The sequence below is a fragment of the Winogradskyella sp. 3972H.M.0a.05 genome (assembly GCF_040493455.1).
Classification (GTDB): Bacteria; Bacteroidota; Bacteroidia; order Flavobacteriales; family Flavobacteriaceae; genus Microcosmobacter.
Genome location: NZ_JANFDA010000004.1, coordinates 323,975 through 340,746 on the forward strand (window position 1 = coordinate 323,975; position 16,772 = coordinate 340,746).

Below are 16,772 nucleotides of genomic sequence, written 5' to 3' on the forward strand. Positions count from 1 at the left end.
CATTCTTACTTTTTTTTCTGTTTTTGTATTGAAATTTGCCTCGGCTTTTAATAAAAAATTGAAACTGGGTATTGTCGGTCGATCTGAGACATTTCAAAAGCTATCGTCATCTATACAGTCGTCAGATAATGTTATTTGGTTTCACTGTGCGTCTCTGGGCGAATATGAGCAGGGCTTTCCCTTGTTTGAAGTTTTAAGAGTCGACTACCCCAATCATAAAATTGTTTTGAGCTTCTTTTCTCCTTCTGGCTACGAAGTAAAAAAACACACATCTGTTGCTGACATAGTTGTTTATCTGCCTTTTGATACTAAAGGTAATGCTAAGCGATTTATAGATATGATTAATCCTGAACTGACCATTTTTGTTAAGTATGAAATCTGGCCAAACTACTTGGAAGAACTCAAAAAAAGAGAGTTAAAAACACTTCTTATTTCAGCTTTATTCAGAAAGGATCAGTTGTATTTTAAATGGTATGGTAATTTCATGAAGCATGCATTAGAAAGCTTTGATCATATTTTCACTCAGGATAGAAGTTCTAAAGATTTGTTGGCTTCAATAGGTATAACTGATGTTTCTGTTAGTGGAGATACTAGATTTGATAGAGTTTCTAAACAGTTAGAAATGAACAATACTCTAGACTTCATTTCTAGCTTCAAACAGAGTAAATTATGCTTCGTGGCTGGTAGTACCTGGCCTGCCGACGAAAACATACTTATTCCCTATATTAATTCAGAATTAGCGCCTAATACAAAAGTTATTATCGCTCCTCATAACATTAAGAAAGAAGGCATTTTAAAACTCAAAAATGCCATAAATAAAGAGGTTGTCTTGTATTCTGAAAAAGAAGGAAAAGATGTTTCTCAATATGATGTTTTCATCCTAGACACTATCGGCTTATTATCGAAAGTATATAGCTATGCTGATATTGCATATATCGGTGGAGCTATGGGTTCAACAGGGCTGCATAACACATTAGAAGCTGCAGCATTTGGGATTCCTATCGTTATAGGGAAACATTACGATAAATTTCCTGAAGCAAAATCTATGATAGAAAACAAAGGCATGTTTTCAGTTACAGATCAGGTAAAATTCAATACTATCCTGCAAAAACTTACTTCTGACCCTGAGTACAGAAAATCTAGCGGTAAAAGCAATGCTGATTATGTAGAACAAAATAAAGGCGCTGTAATCCAAATACTTAATTACATTCGTAAATAAGACATATAGGAATTGTTATAATAAAGAAATGTTAAAAAAATTTAACATTTTTTGCAATTAAGTTCCTACATTAGCACTTTAACAATTAACACTAAAACACAAACGAATGAAAAAAGTAGTATTGAGTATTGTAATGGTACTTGCCCTAACATTGTCATTTACATCTTGTAGAGAAACTAAAGAAAAGACTGAAGATACAGTTGAAAATGCTGAAAAAGCAGCTGATGATGCAGCTAATACTGTTGAGGACACTGCAGAAAAAGCTAAAGATGCTGCTGAAGAGACAGCAGATGATTTAAAAGAAGCAGGAGAGGAAATGGCAAAAGATGCTAAAGATGCAGTAGACGGAGCTGTAGAAGATGCTAAAGAAGCTGGAAAAGATGCTATCGACAAAGCTAAAAAAGCTGGAGAAGACGCAGTTGATAAAGCTAAAGAAAAAGGATCTAAAGAGTTAGATAAAGCTGCTGACAAAATAAAAGGCAACTAAAATCAGCTTATACTTTTATAACAAAAAAGCCCAATCTCTAGATTGGGCTTTTTTGTTTATTGTTATAAGAGCTTATCCTTTAAGACTAGCTTTAAGATATTCTCTATTCATACGTGCAATATTTTCAAGTGAAATGCCTTTAGGGCATTCTACTTCACATGCTCCAGTATTGGTACAGTTACCAAATCCTTCTTCATCCATTTGTTTTACCATGTTAAGAACACGATCTGTAGCTTCTACCTGTCCTTGAGGTAATAATGCAAACTGAGATACTTTAGCAGAAACAAATAGCATCGCACTAGAGTTTTTACAAGACGCAACACATGCTCCACAACCAATACAGGTAGCAGCATCAAATGCAGTATCAGCATCGTGCTTATTTACTGGAATAGCATTAGCATCGATAGTATTTCCTGACGTGTTTACAGAAATAAACCCTCCTGCATGTTGAATGCGATCGAACGAACTTCTATCCACGACCAAATCCTTTATCACAGGAAAAGCTTGAGCTCTAAAAGGTTCAATATAGATTGTATCGCCATCATTAAACATTCTCATGTGCAACTGGCAAGTAGTAACGCCTCTATCTGGACCATGAGCTTCTCCATTAATGTATAACGAACACATGCCGCATATACCTTCACGACAATCATGATCGAAAGCAACAGGCTCCTCGCCTTTGTTGATCAATTGATCATTAAGCACATCTAACATTTCCAAAAACGACATGTCTGGAGAAACATCACTGATTGGATAATCAACCATTTTACCTTTGTCGTTAGCATCTTTTTGACGCCATATTTTTAAAGTAAGATTCATATGCTTTATTATTTATAACTTCTTTGTTTCAACTCTATGTCATTAAACTCTAACTGCTCTTTATGCAGTACAGCATCACTTGGCTCGCCTTTGTATTCCCATGCAGCTACATAAGTAAACTCATCATCTTTACGTTTAGCCTCTCCCTTTTGCGGTCCATCTTCTTCTACAGATTCTTCTCTAAAGTGACCGCCACACGATTCTGTTCTATGCAAAGCATCTTTGGCAAATAATTCACCTAATTCTAGGAAGTCTGCAACACGACCTGCTTTCGCTAATTCTTCATTATACTCATTTGCAGATCCTGGGATTCTAACATCATTCCAGAATTCTTTTCTCAATTCAGCGATCTCAGTAATTGCTTCCTTTAAGCCTTTTTCATTACGAGACATTCCAACTTTATTCCACATGATTTTTCCTAATCGTTTGTGGAAATGATCTACAGATTTTGTCCCATTATTGTTAACCAACTTGTCTATAGTTTCACGAACATTTTTCTCTGCTTCATCAAACTCTTTTGTCTCCGTAGAGATTGGTCCTGTTCTAATATCATCAGCTAAATAATCTCCAATTGTATATGGTAATACAAAATAACCATCTGCAAGTCCTTGCATCAAAGCCGAAGCTCCTAAACGGTTGGCACCATGATCAGAGAAATTAGCTTCTCCGATACAATATAATCCTGGTACAGTTGTCTGAAGGTTATAATCTACCCAAACACCTCCCATTGTATAGTGTACAGCAGGATAAATCATCATTGGTGTTTCGTATGGGTTTTGATCAACGATCTTCTCATACATTTGGAAAAGGTTTCCGTATTTGTTCTTCACGACTTCTTTTCCTAGAGGTAGATAAACATTGGAATCGTTCTCGTCTAATCCTTTTATATGTGCTTGCTCTTTTCCATAACGCTCTATTGCAGACGCGAAATCTAAGTACACTGCTTCTCCAGTAGCATTAACTCCATAACCAGCATCACATCGCTCTTTTGCTGCTCTAGATGCAACGTCACGTGGCACTAAGTTTCCAAAGGCCGGATAACGTCGCTCTAAGTAATAATCGCGTTCGTCTTCCGATAAATCTGTTGGTTTCTTTTTCCCTTCTCTAATCGCAATAACATCATCCATGTTCTTTGGCACCCAAATACGACCATCATTACGAAGCGATTCAGACATCAGTGTCAATTTAGATTGATGATCTCCCGATACAGGAATACATGTTGGGTGAATCTGCGTATAACATGGATTTGCGAAGTAAGCACCTCTTTTGTGTGCTTTCCAAGCTGCAGTTACATTGCTTCCCATAGCATTAGTAGATAGGAAGAATACATTTCCATATCCACCTGTTCCCAATACTACAGCATGAGCTGAATGTCTTTCTATTTCTCCAGTAACTAAATTTCTTGTGATAATTCCTCTCGCCTTTCCATCTACTATTACAACATCAAGCATTTCATGACGATTGTACATCTTTATCTTTCCACGGCCTATCTGGCGGTTCATAGCGGAATATGCTCCAAGTAATAACTGTTGTCCTGTTTGACCTTTAGCATAAAATGTTCTGGATACTAGTACACCTCCAAATGAACGGTTGTCTAAAAGTCCTCCATAATCTCTCGCAAAAGGAACACCTTGAGCAACACATTGGTCAATAATATTTGCAGATACCTCAGCCAAACGATATACGTTTGCTTCACGAGAACGATAATCGCCTCCTTTTACAGTATCATAGAATAATCTATAGGTTGAGTCACCATCACCTTGATAGTTCTTCGCTGCGTTAATTCCTCCTTGAGCCGCAATAGAGTGTGCGCGTCTTGGAGAATCCTGAAAGCAAAATGCTTTTACATTATAACCAAGTTCAGCTAGCGTTGCTGCTGCTGATCCGCCTGCTAATCCTGTACCAACAACAATAACATCAATTAATCGCTTATTGGCTGGATTTACAAGGTTAATTTTATTTTTATGATTCGTCCACTTATCAGCTATTGGACCTTTTGGTGTTTTAGAATCTAAAGCCATGTCTTAATTAATGAATTAGTGAGCTAAATGGTGAAACAATGCTATAAAAATGAAGCCTAAAGGAATACCAATCGCATATACCTTACTGAATGCCTTAAGTCCTTTAGTGTATTTGTTGTTCGCTCCAACTGATTGGAATGCCGAATTAAAACCATGTAATAAATGCAATGATAAAAACACAAATGCTACAACATAAATAGCTACTATTACCGGGCTTTGAAAATGCTCCACAAGTTCATGATAATAACGTGTTGGATCAGGTTCTTGAGGATCAATATATTTTACCTTCATTTCGTGCCACCACAGATTAGACATGTGTACTATCAAAAACGCTTCGATAAGAAGACCTGTCCAAATCATGTTTCTACTCATCCAAGTAGAGTTAGCTGCACCATTATTCTTAGCGTATTTTATTTGACGTGATTTCCTGTTTTGCAATTCTAGAATAATACCCATTGTAAAATGGAATAAAATTCCAATAATCAGAATAGGCTGAAGAATAAACTGCACTGCCCAAAACGTTCCCATAAAATGTGATGCTTCGTTAAAAGCAGTTTCACTGAATACTGATAGGATATTTATGGCAAAATGTTGTAGAAGGAAAATCATAAGGAAGAATGCTGATAATGCCATCGCAAACTTCCTACCAATTGAAGAATTAAAAATTCCACTCATCTTGTTGTAGTTAGTTTTTTATCCTTGCAAAAATACGCCTCAATTAGATGCTAGACAACCAATGGAAAACTTAAATCTTTATTTAGAATGATTTTAATTAGAAACCATAGGAATCAATCCTCGTAACCCCATATCTACAACTTGTTCACCTGCTTCAGGCTCATACTTACCGTCTGCATTAACCTCTGTCCATTCAAAGCTATTATTAACTGAAAATGATAATGTAACCTCAACATCTTGGGTTTCATTTCCTGTAATGATAAGACCATTGGCAAATTCACCTGTAACCACACAAGATCCTTGCGGTATTGGTGATGTAGCAAATAAAGGATTCGGTACTGTAGTAGCTCCTTCTGGAGCTTGTCCTTGAGTCGTAAAGCCTAGTGCTTCAAAAGCCCAAAAACCTTGCAACACGTCATCATTTACTGATATAGTGCTTCCGTTAAGATCAAACGAAGTGATGTAGTTATTGTAACCCACAAAACTTCCGAGAGTTCCGGTAATATCATTCCCACTAACCAAAATATCAATATTCCCTTCCTGATAAGCCAATGATACTCTTACCCATTGGTAATTGCCAGATGCTACTTGAGATAATGGAATCGTCAAAAAGACTTCATCATCACCTGCAAATCGTGAATTCTGAAAGTCAATCGCCATTGCACCACCAGCGTTGGTTTCTGGTCCTTCATAGATAATCTCACCCAATCCTAATGCTGTTAATTCATTTGGAGCAAACTCAATATAATTAGCACTCATTCTTTGAAAGTTTGGGGATTGTGCTGCATTTCCCAAGGGAATAGTTGCTGGTTGACCTAAATTATTCAAGCGCTCTTGAGTCGGATCGAATTTAAACTTAATGATAAGATTTGGCGAACTGGCAGTGTTGTTATCAGAATCTGAACTACATCCAGAGAACAATAGGATACAGCAAATAAGGCGCACTATATTTTTCATGACTTGGAGTTTATTTTCAATAACGAGGAAAGTCAATTTTTATTTAATTTCTAAAACTTTTGTAGCTCCATCAATAGCAATATTATAGCTTCCCCTTGGTAAATAGTATTTACCATTTTTCGCCTTATTAATGTCAATAGTAGTATTCTCTTTCAACAATGCCTTTCTACCCTTTTCAGTCATAGACATATCATAATCTACATAATTAAACCCTTTCACAGCATCTACCTGAATTGCATTCAGTTCTGACCCTCCTTCACTCTTTATCGTTATTGTTTTTTTACCTTCTGAATTACTGAAAAATTTAATAGCTGTTGAAGGCTGGTAAGGCTCCAACCATTTGCTCCAGGAGCTTCCCCAACGTCCAGAATGCCTTACTGAAGCAACATCGTACAGTTTTATGGAAACATTAAACTTATCGCGTGCATAATCTTGTAGTGGTTCGATATCTGTTTTATAAATACTTCTTCCATGCGTACCTAGCAGCAAGTCTTTTGCTTCTGGCTGAATCACAATATCATGAACCGCTACATTAGGTAGCCCTTTAGAAAAAACACTCCAGCTATTTCCTGTATCAAAAGATACATAAGCACCATTATCAGTCCCTAGATAGAGTACATTTTCCACTTCGGAATCTTCTCTGATAACGTTAACTGGAGACATTGGAATATTGCCACTAATATTTTTCCATGTTTGTCCATAGTCATCACTCATATAAACATAGACTTTAAAGTCATCCCAACGATATCCATTCAAGGTTACATAAACACGTTCTTTTTTGTGCTGTGAAGCAACTACTCTGCTCACCCAAAGATCCTTCGGAAAACTATCGGAAATGCGTTCCCAACTACCTCCTGCATTCTTTGTAACGTGAACATAGCCGTCATCGCTCCCAACGTAAATCAATCCAAACTGAAAGGGACTTTCGCTAATTGTAGTGAGTGTTCCATAGGCTACATTTCCTTTCTTACCACCAGTTGTAAGATCGTCACTAATGGCTTCCCAATCATTACCTTGATTCATGGAACGCATTAGTTTGTTTCCTCCCAGATACAAGATATCTTGATTATGCGGTGATAATAAAATCGGAGTCTGCCAATTGAATCGATATGGACTTTCGCCTAATTGATGTTTTGGCTGAATGTACTTTCGATTCCCAGTCTCTCTATTAATTCTGAAATAATTCCCAAACTGATATCCTGTGTACACGATATCTGCATTACGATTATCAATCTGTATTTTCATACCATCGCCACCCATAATACTTTCCCAAGGATATTGTCCGCTTTGATGCCAACCTTTATTTTCTGGTGCATTGTGAGCGCCTACCCATACTCCATTATCTTGCAAACCTCCATAGACTCGATAAGGCGTTTGATTATCGACATTGATCGCATAAAATTGCCCAACGGAAGGAGAATTGTTTTTTATCCAGCTTTCACCATCGTCATAAGTAATATTCACACCACCATCATTTCCATCAATTAAGTGGTCTGGATTGTTTGGATTTATCCATAATGCATGATGGTCTGCATGCACATTTTCAGCACTAATAGAGGTAAAGGATTTTCCTCCATTTTTAGATTTTAAGATTGGTACACCATAGATGTAAATATTGTTTTCATTGTTTGGCGCTACATAAATATGTCCAAAATAATACCCATAGCTGTAGTATAAATCATCGAGATAATCATCATGCGTCTTTTTCCAGCTTCTACCTCCATCTGAGCTTTTATAAACTTCTGCACCAATAACTGGTGTATCAAACAACATAGAATTAGCATTTTCCAAATATGTTGCTAGGTCTATAGGTTTCACATTACCGCTTCTCACCATCTGCTTCACGTTTTCTGCTCTGTACTTTTCCTGAAAACCGTTCATCTTCAAATATGTGTTTAACTTCTTGTCTTCAAGCTTCAGAAAGGCATCGACAGACATGGTTTTAAAATCATCTTTTGTCAATCCTCTACGTGCTTCTTTTTTTCCTTCTGAAGGTCTCCGGAATTGACTATCGTGTATAGCATAAACAGTATTGTCATCATAAATCGCCAATCCTATTCTACCTACACCTTGCCCTGTAGGAAATCCACTAGCTTCTGTTGAAACCTTAGTCCATGTACTACCCGCATCAGTACTTTTATATATCGCTGAATTGTTTCCGCTTCCATCAAAATTCCATGCCTTTCTATCTTTGGTCCAAGACGAAGCAAACATCACATTAAAATTATTTGGCGAATGTTGTAAGTCAATAATTCCGCTGACATTATCCACAAACAATGTTTGCGCCCAGGTTTTTCCTCCATCTGTAGTTTTATATATGCCACGTTCTTGGCTCGGGGAATATAAATGCCCTGTTACACCAATAACGACCTCATCTGGATTTGAAGGATTGATAAGGATACGACCAATATGATGCGAATCGTGAAGCCCAACATTGCTCCATGTTTTCCCATTATCACTGGATTTCAAAATCCCAATTCCGGCATAGGATGAGCGTGAAGAGTTATTCTCACCAGTACCTACCCAAATTGTTCTTGTTGGCCAATGCACCGCTATGTCTCCAATATTTTGAGTATCCGAATTATCTAGTATCGGCATAAAAGTGGTTCCGTTATTTGTAGTATGCCAAAGCCCACCTGAAGCATAGGCAACATAAAATTCTGAAGGTTTATCTGGATTGACAGCCAAATCTACAACACGACCACTCATCACTGTTGGCCCTATATTCTCGAAAGGAACATTTTTTACAATAGAACTCTCTACCATTGCTCTTTTTTGATTTAGAGCATCTTGAACGAGGTTTGAAGATGTTGCTGATTGTTGTGCAAAGGATACATTAACTAGGAATACCAAGCCTAGAAAAATTGGAGAAAATACTTTCATCATGGTTAGTTTTTAACACTAGAAAATTAACCATTAAGCTTGAGTCATCAAAGCGAGTTACTGGATTTAACAAAATCACAATAATGAATAAAAATAAATTTGTTAACAATTTTGTTATTGATTTTCTATTTTTTTAACATTTTTTATGAATTTTCTTATACTTTTGACGCGATTAACTAATAACTATTTTTAAAATGGAAGATTATTTACCTTTAATTATTCAACTCATTAGTGGCGCAATCGGCGGAAATATTGCTGGCTCATTAATGAAAAAGTTCACTATGGGCTCATTGTGGAATTCTATAGTAGGAATTCTAGGTGGTGGCCTAGGTGGTCAAGTGTTAGGTATGCTCGGTATTGGTGATGGTGGCGGAGAAATGGATCTAAGTGGTATACTCGGTAGTGTCGGTAGTGGAGCAGTTGGTGGAGGAATTGTAATGGCCGTTATTGGAATGATAAAAAAAGCTATGAATAAGTAACAATAATTGAATGAATGAAAAAAGCGCTTCCCGTTTGGGAGGCGCTTTTTCTTTAGAACTCATTCTTAGTTCGATTTGATAGAATTATATAATCTAACTACCTTTAGCCTCTAATCTTTTATTACAATGAAATACGACCTTATTGATCGCCAACTTTTTATAAAAAATCGTAACAACTTCGCAGCTCAAATGCAGCCCAATAGTTTAGCTGTTTTCAATAGTAATGATATATATCCTGTTAGTGCTGACAGCACAATGCCTTTTGAACAGCATAGAGATATATTTTACCTAAGTGGTGTCGATCAAGAGGAAAGTATTTTAGTGATTTTCCCAGATTGCCCTAAAGAGAAACATCGCGAGATATTGTTTCTCAAAGAAACCAACGAACATATTGCAGTTTGGGAAGGTGAAAAATTAACGAAAGAAGCGGCTTTCAAAACTTCTGGAATTAAGACTGTATACTGGCTCCAGGATATGGAAAAGATTATGTTCGAATTGATGACGCAATGCGACACTGTGTACATTAATACCAACGAGCATTATCGCGCTAATGTAGAAACCGAAACTAGAGAAGACCGCTATACAAAATGGTTAAAGGAAAAATATCCTGCGCATCGTGTCGCAAAGAGCAATCCTATTCTGCAAAGACTACGTTCGGTGAAAGATCCTATTGAATTAGCTCTAATGCAAAAGGCATGCGATATTACCGAAAAAGGCTTTAGAAGGATTTTGAGCTTTGTAAAACCTGGCGTCTGGGAATACAATATCGAAGCAGAATATATGCACGAGTTTTTAAACAATCGCTCCAAAGGTTTTGCTTATACTCCTATCGTAGCTTCAGGAAATAATGCCAATGTATTACACTATATAGAGAATAACAACCAATGTAAAGCTGGAGATTTATTACTTATGGACGTAGGTGCTGAGTACGCCAATTTCTCAAGTGATATGTCTCGCACTATTCCTGTATCTGGTCGTTTTACAGACAGACAAAGAGCCGTTTATAATGCTGTAAATCGTGTTAAAGATGAAGCCACTAAAATGCTTGTTCCTGGTGCATTTTGGGAACAATATCATGTTGAAGTTGGTAAGCTTATGACTTCAGAACTTCTAGGTCTCGGTTTACTAGACAAGGCTGATGTTCAGAATGAAAATCCAGATTGGCCAGCGTACAAGAAATACTTTATGCACGGCACAAGTCATCATATTGGTTTAGACACACACGATTATGGTTTATTGCATGAACCTATGCAAGCTAATATGGTGTTTACTGTTGAACCTGGAATTTATATCCCAGATGAAGGCTTTGGTATTCGTTTAGAAGATGACGTAGTCATTCAAGATTCTGGAGAACCTTTCAATCTTATGAAAAACATTCCTATTGAAGCTGATGAGATTGAAGATTTGATGAATTCCTAGTTTATTCCATTTTCAAAATGACTAAAACCAAAACTTCTTGGGCAAAGGATATTCAACGTCTTATCGAAGCTATTCTCAAAGCGCTAGGTTATGGTAATAGTAGAAAGCGAACGTGGCACCAGCATGTTGTCCCTTATGAGGAAGGATGGGCAGTACGACGAGAAGGCAATAAAAAAATAACTTCAAAACACCGCAAACAGAGTACTGCGATTAATAAAGCAAAAGTTATAGCAAAACGTTATGATTCGGATGTGATTATCCACAGAGAAGATGGCACTATACGAGATCGAATTAGCTACAAAGAGGATTAGTTGAACTGCTCCATCTCTTTTTTAGTTAAAAGATTTACAACTACAGAAACTACTAAAGCAGGTAACACCCAACCCAAATGATACTTAGCCAAAGGAATGTAAGCTACAACAGATGCTAACGCTTCTGAAGGCCAGATAAATCCAACAACATCTGGTATACTAAAGATAAATGTGGTGATGACTGTAGCTCTAAACACTAGCGGAGTTGCATGTCGATTTGACAAAACATTTAGCAGAATAAGGATAATGGTTATAGGGTAGATGAACAGCAACACTGGTACTGCAATAACAATAATAGAATGAAAATCTAGTTGACCAACTCCAACTCCAAACACACAAGCAATAATAGCAGTAAGCTTATAAACCAATTGCGAATCTCCCAACAAACCTTTGAAATAATCAGCTGTTCCTGCTATAATCCCAACCGCCGTTGTAAAGCATGCTAATGCAATTAAAATACTCAATGCGCTATTACCAAAATCTCCTAAGGCTGACAGACTAATACCTCTCAACAAATTAGCACGCTGCATATCACTACTCAAAGAATTATCTATAGCTATTTCACTACCATAATAAGCGCCTACAGCGATCAATCCTGCATAGATAAGGAACAACCCTAAGCCTGCTATAATTCCTGACTGGCGAATGAGTTTTCGTTTAACTTCAAAAGACCCTTTGTTACGTAAATTAACTGAGATGATAATGAACGCACCTACGACTACAGCACCTATAGCATCAAATGTTTGGTAGCCTTCCAAAACACCTTCGACAACAGGAGTTTCTAGTGTTCCTGTATTTGGCAAGCTACTGTGATATAGACCTATCCCTATCACCAGCAAAAGCATGATAACAATCATTGGTGTCAAAAACTTACCGATAATGCTGAGAATCTTAGATCGATTCAACACAAAAAGTAAAACCAAAGCAAAATAGACAAGACTCGTTAACAATGGACTAGTTCCAAAAGCAGGATGTATCGCTATTTCATGAGTCGCAGAAGCTGTTCTAGGTGATGGTATAGCTACCGAAATAATGTATACAATAACACAGTAAACCAAACTAAATGTAGGAGATACTTTTTTTCCAAAATCATACATCGTTCCCTGAAGCTTGGCATGAGCAAAAATTCCAATAATAGGAATAACCACGGCTGTGAGCATAAAACCAAGTGCTACCCAAAACCATTTCTCCCCTGCATTGTATCCTAGTAGAGGTGGTAACAATAAATTGCCTGCACCAAAAAACAAAGAGAATAATGCAAAGCTGGTTATGAAAAGTTCTTTTCTAGAATTCAATTAGTTGGTTCTTTTAAGTTCTAAATCATGAAAATCAAAACTAAAGTCGGTAATCGGAGCAATATATTTCATTGTGGCGCTTGTAGCATTACCTTTTTCATCAAACGTAAACTGCACAAACACATCAGCATCATAGCTTCTATCATTCCATTTCGCTACATAAGTCGTAGCATTATAAGGCAATAATTCTCCAAACAATCTAGATGATCTATCACAGTTTATTTTGTATCCATTACCATCGTGCTTTATAATAATATCTCCAAACCAATCATCTGTGTACGTTCCTGTAATCTGATCTGGCTTAGGTAAACTAGAACTATTTTTCATAGCTTCTACTTTCTTATAAACCTCAACCTTCAAACTATCATTATATTTCAGATAGTTCGCATTGCGTTCACCCAATCGCTTCAGCCAGCCTCTGTCTTCATAACCTAAATAACTATCTTTAATCGTATTGGTTATTGTTCTAAATGCCGAACCATTCATTTGGTTAGTAAGCACAACGATGGCTAAATCTAATTCTGGAATCATCGTAAACTGAGTTACCGTTCCTATCAAACCACCCGTATGCGTTACTTGCTTATAACCGCCTTTGACATCGCTAACAAACCATCCTAAACCATAGCCTCTAAAGTTAGTAGCGTAGCTATCATTTGCCCTTACCCTTAGTGGCGTTTGCAGCTGCCATAATTCATGGAATTGAGCTTCGCTCAAAAGACGCTCACCGCTTTCTGTAACCGCATCATTCATTAAAAATTTTGCCCAGGTAAGCATATCGTGCACATTACTAACAATACCTCCTGCTGCATTTGCAGTTTCACTCCAATCGTGCGGAATTTGAATAACTTCACCATCTGCTCTAGTGTGCGCATCAATAATATTCGACCTATCCGTTACACGATTGTAAGACGCTTTACTGTTAATCATCCCAACAGGTTTCATTATTCTGGTTTCAATAAATTGTTCCCACGACATTCCGCTAACACGTTTAAGGACTTCTCCAGCCACGATAAACATGTTATTGTTGTATGCAAACCGACTCCTAAAAGAACTTTCTGGCTCCAAATAACGAACATTGTTAATGATATCCTGAACAGTAAAATTATTCCCTTCAGGAAAAAACATTAAGTCTCCAGCACCCAATCCCATACCACTTCTATGGGTAACCAAATCTCTAACTGTAAAATGCTCCGTAACCCAAGGATCATGCAATTGAAACTCGGGAATATGTTTCCTGACAGGATCATCCCAACTAAGTTTTCCTTCATCTATGAGCATCGCTAAAGCAAAACACGTAAACCCTTTACTATTAGACGCAACACCAACCAGAGTGTTGGCATTCATCTCCTTTTTGTTTGTCATGGAACGTATACCATGACCTTTAGCGTAAACGACTTCACCATCTTTAAATACCCCAACTGAAATACCTGGAACTTCAAATGTTGTTAATGTTTCTTGTACGAGTTTGTCTATTTTGTCTTGAGGCATTTGTGCCTGAATGGAAGTAAAGCTAAACAACAGTGTAGCTATAACAAACAGTCTCATTTTCATATTAGGATTTTTTTTGCGAGCTATCAAATATAGTAAAATCACCCACCAATATTTCTTAAGACAATCAAATACTATCTTTGCAGCTTATGGTTTTAAATCACAAAGGCGTAGATATTCATTATGAAGATCATGGAAACGGTGAAGTAATCATTTTACTTCATGGGTTTTTAGAGGATCAAAGCATGTGGAATGATATAGTACCACATCTCTCCGTATCCAATAGAATAATCACATTAGATCTTCTTGGTCATGGCAAAACAGGTTGTCTTGGCTATATCCATACAATGGAAGATATGGCGGACTCTGTCTTAGCGGTTTTAAAACATTTAAAGATAGATAGCACAATAATCATTGGACACTCCATGGGAGGCTATGCAGCCTTAGCCATTGCCGAACAGCACCCAGAACTCATAAAGGGGCTATGCTTAATGAATTCTACTTTTGAAGCTGACACTCAAGAACGAAAAGATATTAGAACCAGAGCCATAGCAATGGCTAAACACAGTTTTGAAAATTTAATCCGAATGTCTTTTGCCAATCTCTTTGCTCCTGAGAGTAGGAAAAAATTCAAATCAGAATATGAAAGTGCTTTAGCAGTAGCACTTCAAACTTCAGTTCAAGGTTATATTGCCGCACAAGAAGGCATGAAAATAAGAACAAATAGATTTGAGGTTTTAAAGTCTCTTAAAGCAAAAAAAATTATCATCTTAGGAAAGAAAGATTCTATAATTGATGGCAAACATCTTTTGAAAAAAATAGAAAATACTGACATTTTTTATGAAGAATTTTCTGAAGGACATATGAGTCATATTGAAAATAATAAGAATTTACTCTCATTTTTAAAACACTTTATCGAAAACTTGTAGCGTTTCAGCGTTTTTATTTGTTTTTTTATCTAAGTTAGACATCCAAATCTAATCGACATGAAAAAGCCTACTTCTAAAGTTCCATTGACCTCAAAACTATATTGCGCGATCTTCGGTCATAGGTACGAAGTCTCTAAGAAAGTAACCTATCATGTAAAAGAGTATACTTGTAAGTGCTGCAAACGTCAACTAACTACCAACAGCAACGGAAGACTTACCGAACTAACTCCCAAGTTCAAAGAGATTAACTCTATCCTAGAAAAGATTTATACAAGGCGAATGATGCATTTACAGCAGAAATCTTTCAATTCGTCGATTTACCAGCTAAAAAACTCAGCATAATCAAGGAATTTACTATATTTAGAATCCCTCTAAATTATACGCTAAATTTAAAAGATTGTGAAACATATGTATTGCTCAATTGTTGGGCATCAGTTTAAGATTTCTAAGAACGTTACTTACGCTGTCAAAGAATACAAATGTAAACGCTGTGGAATGCAAGTTACCACCAATGGTAACGGAAAGCTTACATTGCTTACACCAAAGTACAAGGAAATTAATTCTATCCTTGAACGTATTCATACACGACGTCTCGAGCGAAAACAGGTTATGCTTGATCGTTAAGTGAGTTCCAGCCTCTAGCAATTAATGGCACTAGAGCCTCTGCTCTGGTGACCAAATTCATCCCCTTGGACAATTCTGTCACATAGCCAACTACTGTAAGATTTGGATTTGCCTTTATTTTTGGATAATCCTCTTGCGAAATTGTCATCAACAACTCATAGTCTTCTCCACCACTCAAAGCAATAGTGGTACTATCTATATCAAATTCTTCACAAGTAGAAATTACTTGAGGGTCCAACGGAATTTTATTTTCGTACAATTCGCAGCCAACATTACTTTGCTTGCACAAATGAATAACTTCAGAAGACAGACCATCACTAACATCAATCATCGACGTAGGTTTTACTTCCAAATGCTTTAGCAATTCCACAATATCTTTTCGAGCTTCAGGTTTTAGTTGTCGTTCCACGATATACGTGTACATGGATAAATCTGGCTGATTATTTGGGTTTACCTTAAAGACTTCTTTCTCGCGCTCCAGAACTTGCAAGCCCATATAAGCACCACCAATATCTCCAGTAACAACTATTAAGTCGTTTGGTTGTGCACCATTTCTATATACAACATCTTTTTTATCTACCTCACCAAGCGCAGTAATGGAAATTAACAATCCAGTAGTTGAAGACGTTGTATCACCTCCAATAACATCCACGCCATATATTTTGGCAGCCGTTTCAATTCCTGCATACAATTCTTCTACAGCCTCTAAAGGAAATCTGTTAGAGATTGCAATGGAAACTGTAATCTGTGTCGCATTAGCATTCATTGCATATACGTCAGAGAGATTTACAACAACCGCCTTGTAGCCTAAATGCTTTAAAGGCATATAGCTAAGATCGAAGTGCACATTCTCCACCAAAAGATCTGTTGTAACAACAACCTGTTTATCAGTAAACTCTAAAACCGCTGCGTCATCACCAATGCCTTTTATGGTTGATTGATGTTTTATGTCAAAATTCTTAGTTAAGTGTTCTATAAGACCAAACTCTCCTAGCTCGCTTATTGATGTTCTTTGTGGGTTCTTATCTTCTAACATGTTGCAAAAGTAATGGCTTTTGCGAGAATAGATACTAATTAGTGCATTTTCAAGAGATGCATTTCGTCGAAAAATCATGCATTTCTTCGGTAAGCCAATTATTTATTAGTATGTTTAAAATCCCTAAATC

The 16,772-nt window shown here is 36.9% G+C and carries 16 protein-coding genes; 8 read left to right on the top strand and 8 right to left on the bottom strand.

Annotation, left to right across the window (positions count from 1 at the left end; all coding sequences use genetic code 11):
- The first annotated feature begins 58 nt into the window (after positions 1–58).
- Together NCE97_RS10560 and NCE97_RS10565 are read left to right on the top strand one after the other, a co-directional pair.
- The gene (locus NCE97_RS10560) at positions 59–1,219 is read left to right on the top strand and encodes a 3-deoxy-D-manno-octulosonic acid transferase (protein WP_353779126.1); all 1,161 of its coding nucleotides are present in this window, start codon (positions 59–61) and stop codon (positions 1,217–1,219) included.
- A gap of 106 nt (positions 1,220–1,325) precedes the next feature.
- Entirely contained in the window at positions 1,326–1,706 is a 381-nt protein-coding gene (locus NCE97_RS10565; protein WP_353779127.1) for a hypothetical protein, read from the top strand.
- A 72-nt stretch (positions 1,707–1,778) separates the two neighbouring features.
- Here the strand turns inward: NCE97_RS10565 and NCE97_RS10570 are convergent, their stop codons facing one another.
- The 5 genes from NCE97_RS10570 to NCE97_RS10590 all read right to left on the bottom strand — a co-directional run bounded on the left by NCE97_RS10570 (position 1,779) and on the right by NCE97_RS10590 (position 9,061).
- Positions 1,779–2,525, bottom strand: coding sequence for a succinate dehydrogenase/fumarate reductase iron-sulfur subunit (locus tag NCE97_RS10570; protein WP_353779129.1), 747 nt, complete (start codon positions 2,523–2,525; stop codon positions 1,779–1,781).
- Between the two features lie 8 nt (positions 2,526–2,533).
- A complete protein-coding gene (locus tag NCE97_RS10575; RefSeq protein ID WP_353779131.1) occupies positions 2,534–4,546 on the bottom strand; it encodes a fumarate reductase/succinate dehydrogenase flavoprotein subunit in 2,013 nt (670 codons plus the stop codon).
- Between the two features lie 15 nt (positions 4,547–4,561).
- Positions 4,562–5,221, bottom strand: coding sequence for a succinate dehydrogenase cytochrome b subunit (locus NCE97_RS10580; RefSeq protein ID WP_353779132.1), 660 nt, complete (start codon positions 5,219–5,221; stop codon positions 4,562–4,564).
- Between the two features lie 93 nt (positions 5,222–5,314).
- Positions 5,315–6,178 carry a hypothetical protein gene (locus NCE97_RS10585; RefSeq protein ID WP_353779134.1) on the bottom strand — a complete coding sequence of 288 codons (864 nt, stop codon included), beginning with the start codon at positions 6,176–6,178 and terminating at the stop codon, positions 5,315–5,317.
- Positions 6,179–6,217: 39 nt separating this feature from the next.
- Positions 6,218–9,061 carry a VPS10 domain-containing protein gene (locus NCE97_RS10590; RefSeq protein ID WP_353779225.1) on the bottom strand — a complete coding sequence of 948 codons (2,844 nt, stop codon included), beginning with the start codon at positions 9,059–9,061 and terminating at the stop codon, positions 6,218–6,220.
- A gap of 266 nt (positions 9,062–9,327) precedes the next feature.
- On the opposite strand from NCE97_RS10590, the gene NCE97_RS10595 reads away from it, so the two are divergent.
- The 3 genes from NCE97_RS10595 to NCE97_RS10605 all read left to right on the top strand — a co-directional run bounded on the left by NCE97_RS10595 (position 9,328) and on the right by NCE97_RS10605 (position 11,270).
- A complete protein-coding gene (locus NCE97_RS10595) occupies positions 9,328–9,540 on the top strand; it encodes a hypothetical protein (protein ID WP_353779136.1) in 213 nt (70 codons plus the stop codon).
- Positions 9,541–9,666: 126 nt separating this feature from the next.
- The gene (locus tag NCE97_RS10600) at positions 9,667–10,959 is read left to right on the top strand and encodes an aminopeptidase P family protein (RefSeq protein ID WP_353779137.1); all 1,293 of its coding nucleotides are present in this window, start codon (positions 9,667–9,669) and stop codon (positions 10,957–10,959) included.
- A gap of 17 nt (positions 10,960–10,976) precedes the next feature.
- Positions 10,977–11,270 carry a DUF2188 domain-containing protein gene (locus NCE97_RS10605; protein ID WP_353779138.1) on the top strand — a complete coding sequence of 98 codons (294 nt, stop codon included), beginning with the start codon at positions 10,977–10,979 and terminating at the stop codon, positions 11,268–11,270.
- Here the strand turns inward: NCE97_RS10605 and brnQ are convergent.
- On the bottom strand, positions 11,267–12,565 hold the full coding sequence (gene brnQ / locus NCE97_RS10610; protein ID WP_353779140.1) for a branched-chain amino acid transport system II carrier protein: 1,299 nt from the start codon (positions 12,563–12,565) through the stop codon (positions 11,267–11,269). The genes NCE97_RS10605 and brnQ overlap by 4 nt on opposite strands.
- Positions 12,566–14,116: a serine hydrolase gene (locus tag NCE97_RS10615; RefSeq protein ID WP_353779141.1), complete on the bottom strand. Its 1,551-nt coding sequence runs from the start codon at positions 14,114–14,116 to the stop codon at positions 12,566–12,568. It abuts the gene before it with no gap.
- Positions 14,117–14,202: 86 nt separating this feature from the next.
- Here NCE97_RS10615 and NCE97_RS10620 point away from each other — a divergent pair, with 86 nt between their 5' ends.
- The 3 genes from NCE97_RS10620 (at position 14,203) to NCE97_RS15945 (ending at position 15,606) form a co-directional block, all read left to right on the top strand.
- Entirely contained in the window at positions 14,203–14,982 is a 780-nt protein-coding gene (locus tag NCE97_RS10620) for an alpha/beta fold hydrolase (protein WP_353779143.1), read from the top strand.
- A 57-nt stretch (positions 14,983–15,039) separates the two neighbouring features.
- Complete coding sequence (locus tag NCE97_RS10625) at positions 15,040–15,324, top strand: DUF1660 family phage protein (RefSeq protein WP_353779145.1); 285 nt, start codon at positions 15,040–15,042, stop codon at positions 15,322–15,324.
- Positions 15,325–15,390: 66 nt separating this feature from the next.
- Complete coding sequence (locus NCE97_RS15945) at positions 15,391–15,606, top strand: DUF1660 family phage protein (protein WP_503066097.1); 216 nt, start codon at positions 15,391–15,393, stop codon at positions 15,604–15,606.
- On the opposite strand, the gene thiL is transcribed toward NCE97_RS15945, so the two are convergent.
- Positions 15,590–16,642: a thiamine-phosphate kinase gene (gene thiL, locus NCE97_RS10635; protein WP_353779147.1), complete on the bottom strand. Its 1,053-nt coding sequence runs from the start codon at positions 16,640–16,642 to the stop codon at positions 15,590–15,592. The genes NCE97_RS15945 and thiL overlap by 17 nt on opposite strands.
- Positions 16,643–16,772 lie beyond the last annotated feature (130 nt).

Excerpts from the sequence above, each read along its gene's own strand:
- NCE97_RS10575 (WP_353779131.1), bottom strand. The coding sequence starts at position 4,546 with ATGGCTTTAGATTCTAAAACACCAAAAGGTCCAATAGCTGATAAGTGG.
- NCE97_RS10565 (WP_353779127.1), top strand. The coding sequence starts at position 1,326 with ATGAAAAAAGTAGTATTGAGTATTGTAATGGTACTTGCCCTAACATTG.
- NCE97_RS10620 (WP_353779143.1), top strand. The coding sequence starts at position 14,203 with ATGGTTTTAAATCACAAAGGCGTAGATATTCATTATGAAGATCATGGA.
- NCE97_RS10600 (WP_353779137.1), top strand. The coding sequence starts at position 9,667 with ATGAAATACGACCTTATTGATCGCCAACTTTTTATAAAAAATCGTAAC.
- NCE97_RS10590 (WP_353779225.1), bottom strand. The coding sequence starts at position 9,061 with ATGAAAGTATTTTCTCCAATTTTTCTAGGCTTGGTATTCCTAGTTAAT.
- NCE97_RS10580 (WP_353779132.1), bottom strand. The coding sequence starts at position 5,221 with ATGAGTGGAATTTTTAATTCTTCAATTGGTAGGAAGTTTGCGATGGCA.
- NCE97_RS10615 (WP_353779141.1), bottom strand. The coding sequence starts at position 14,116 with ATGAAAATGAGACTGTTTGTTATAGCTACACTGTTGTTTAGCTTTACT.
- NCE97_RS10625 (WP_353779145.1), top strand. The coding sequence starts at position 15,040 with ATGAAAAAGCCTACTTCTAAAGTTCCATTGACCTCAAAACTATATTGC.
- NCE97_RS15945 (WP_503066097.1), top strand. The coding sequence starts at position 15,391 with ATGTATTGCTCAATTGTTGGGCATCAGTTTAAGATTTCTAAGAACGTT.
- NCE97_RS10570 (WP_353779129.1), bottom strand. The coding sequence starts at position 2,525 with ATGAATCTTACTTTAAAAATATGGCGTCAAAAAGATGCTAACGACAAA.
- NCE97_RS10585 (WP_353779134.1), bottom strand. The coding sequence starts at position 6,178 with ATGAAAAATATAGTGCGCCTTATTTGCTGTATCCTATTGTTCTCTGGA.
- thiL (WP_353779147.1), bottom strand. The coding sequence starts at position 16,642 with ATGTTAGAAGATAAGAACCCACAAAGAACATCAATAAGCGAGCTAGGA.
- NCE97_RS10595 (WP_353779136.1), top strand. The coding sequence starts at position 9,328 with ATGAAAAAGTTCACTATGGGCTCATTGTGGAATTCTATAGTAGGAATT.
- NCE97_RS10605 (WP_353779138.1), top strand. The coding sequence starts at position 10,977 with ATGACTAAAACCAAAACTTCTTGGGCAAAGGATATTCAACGTCTTATC.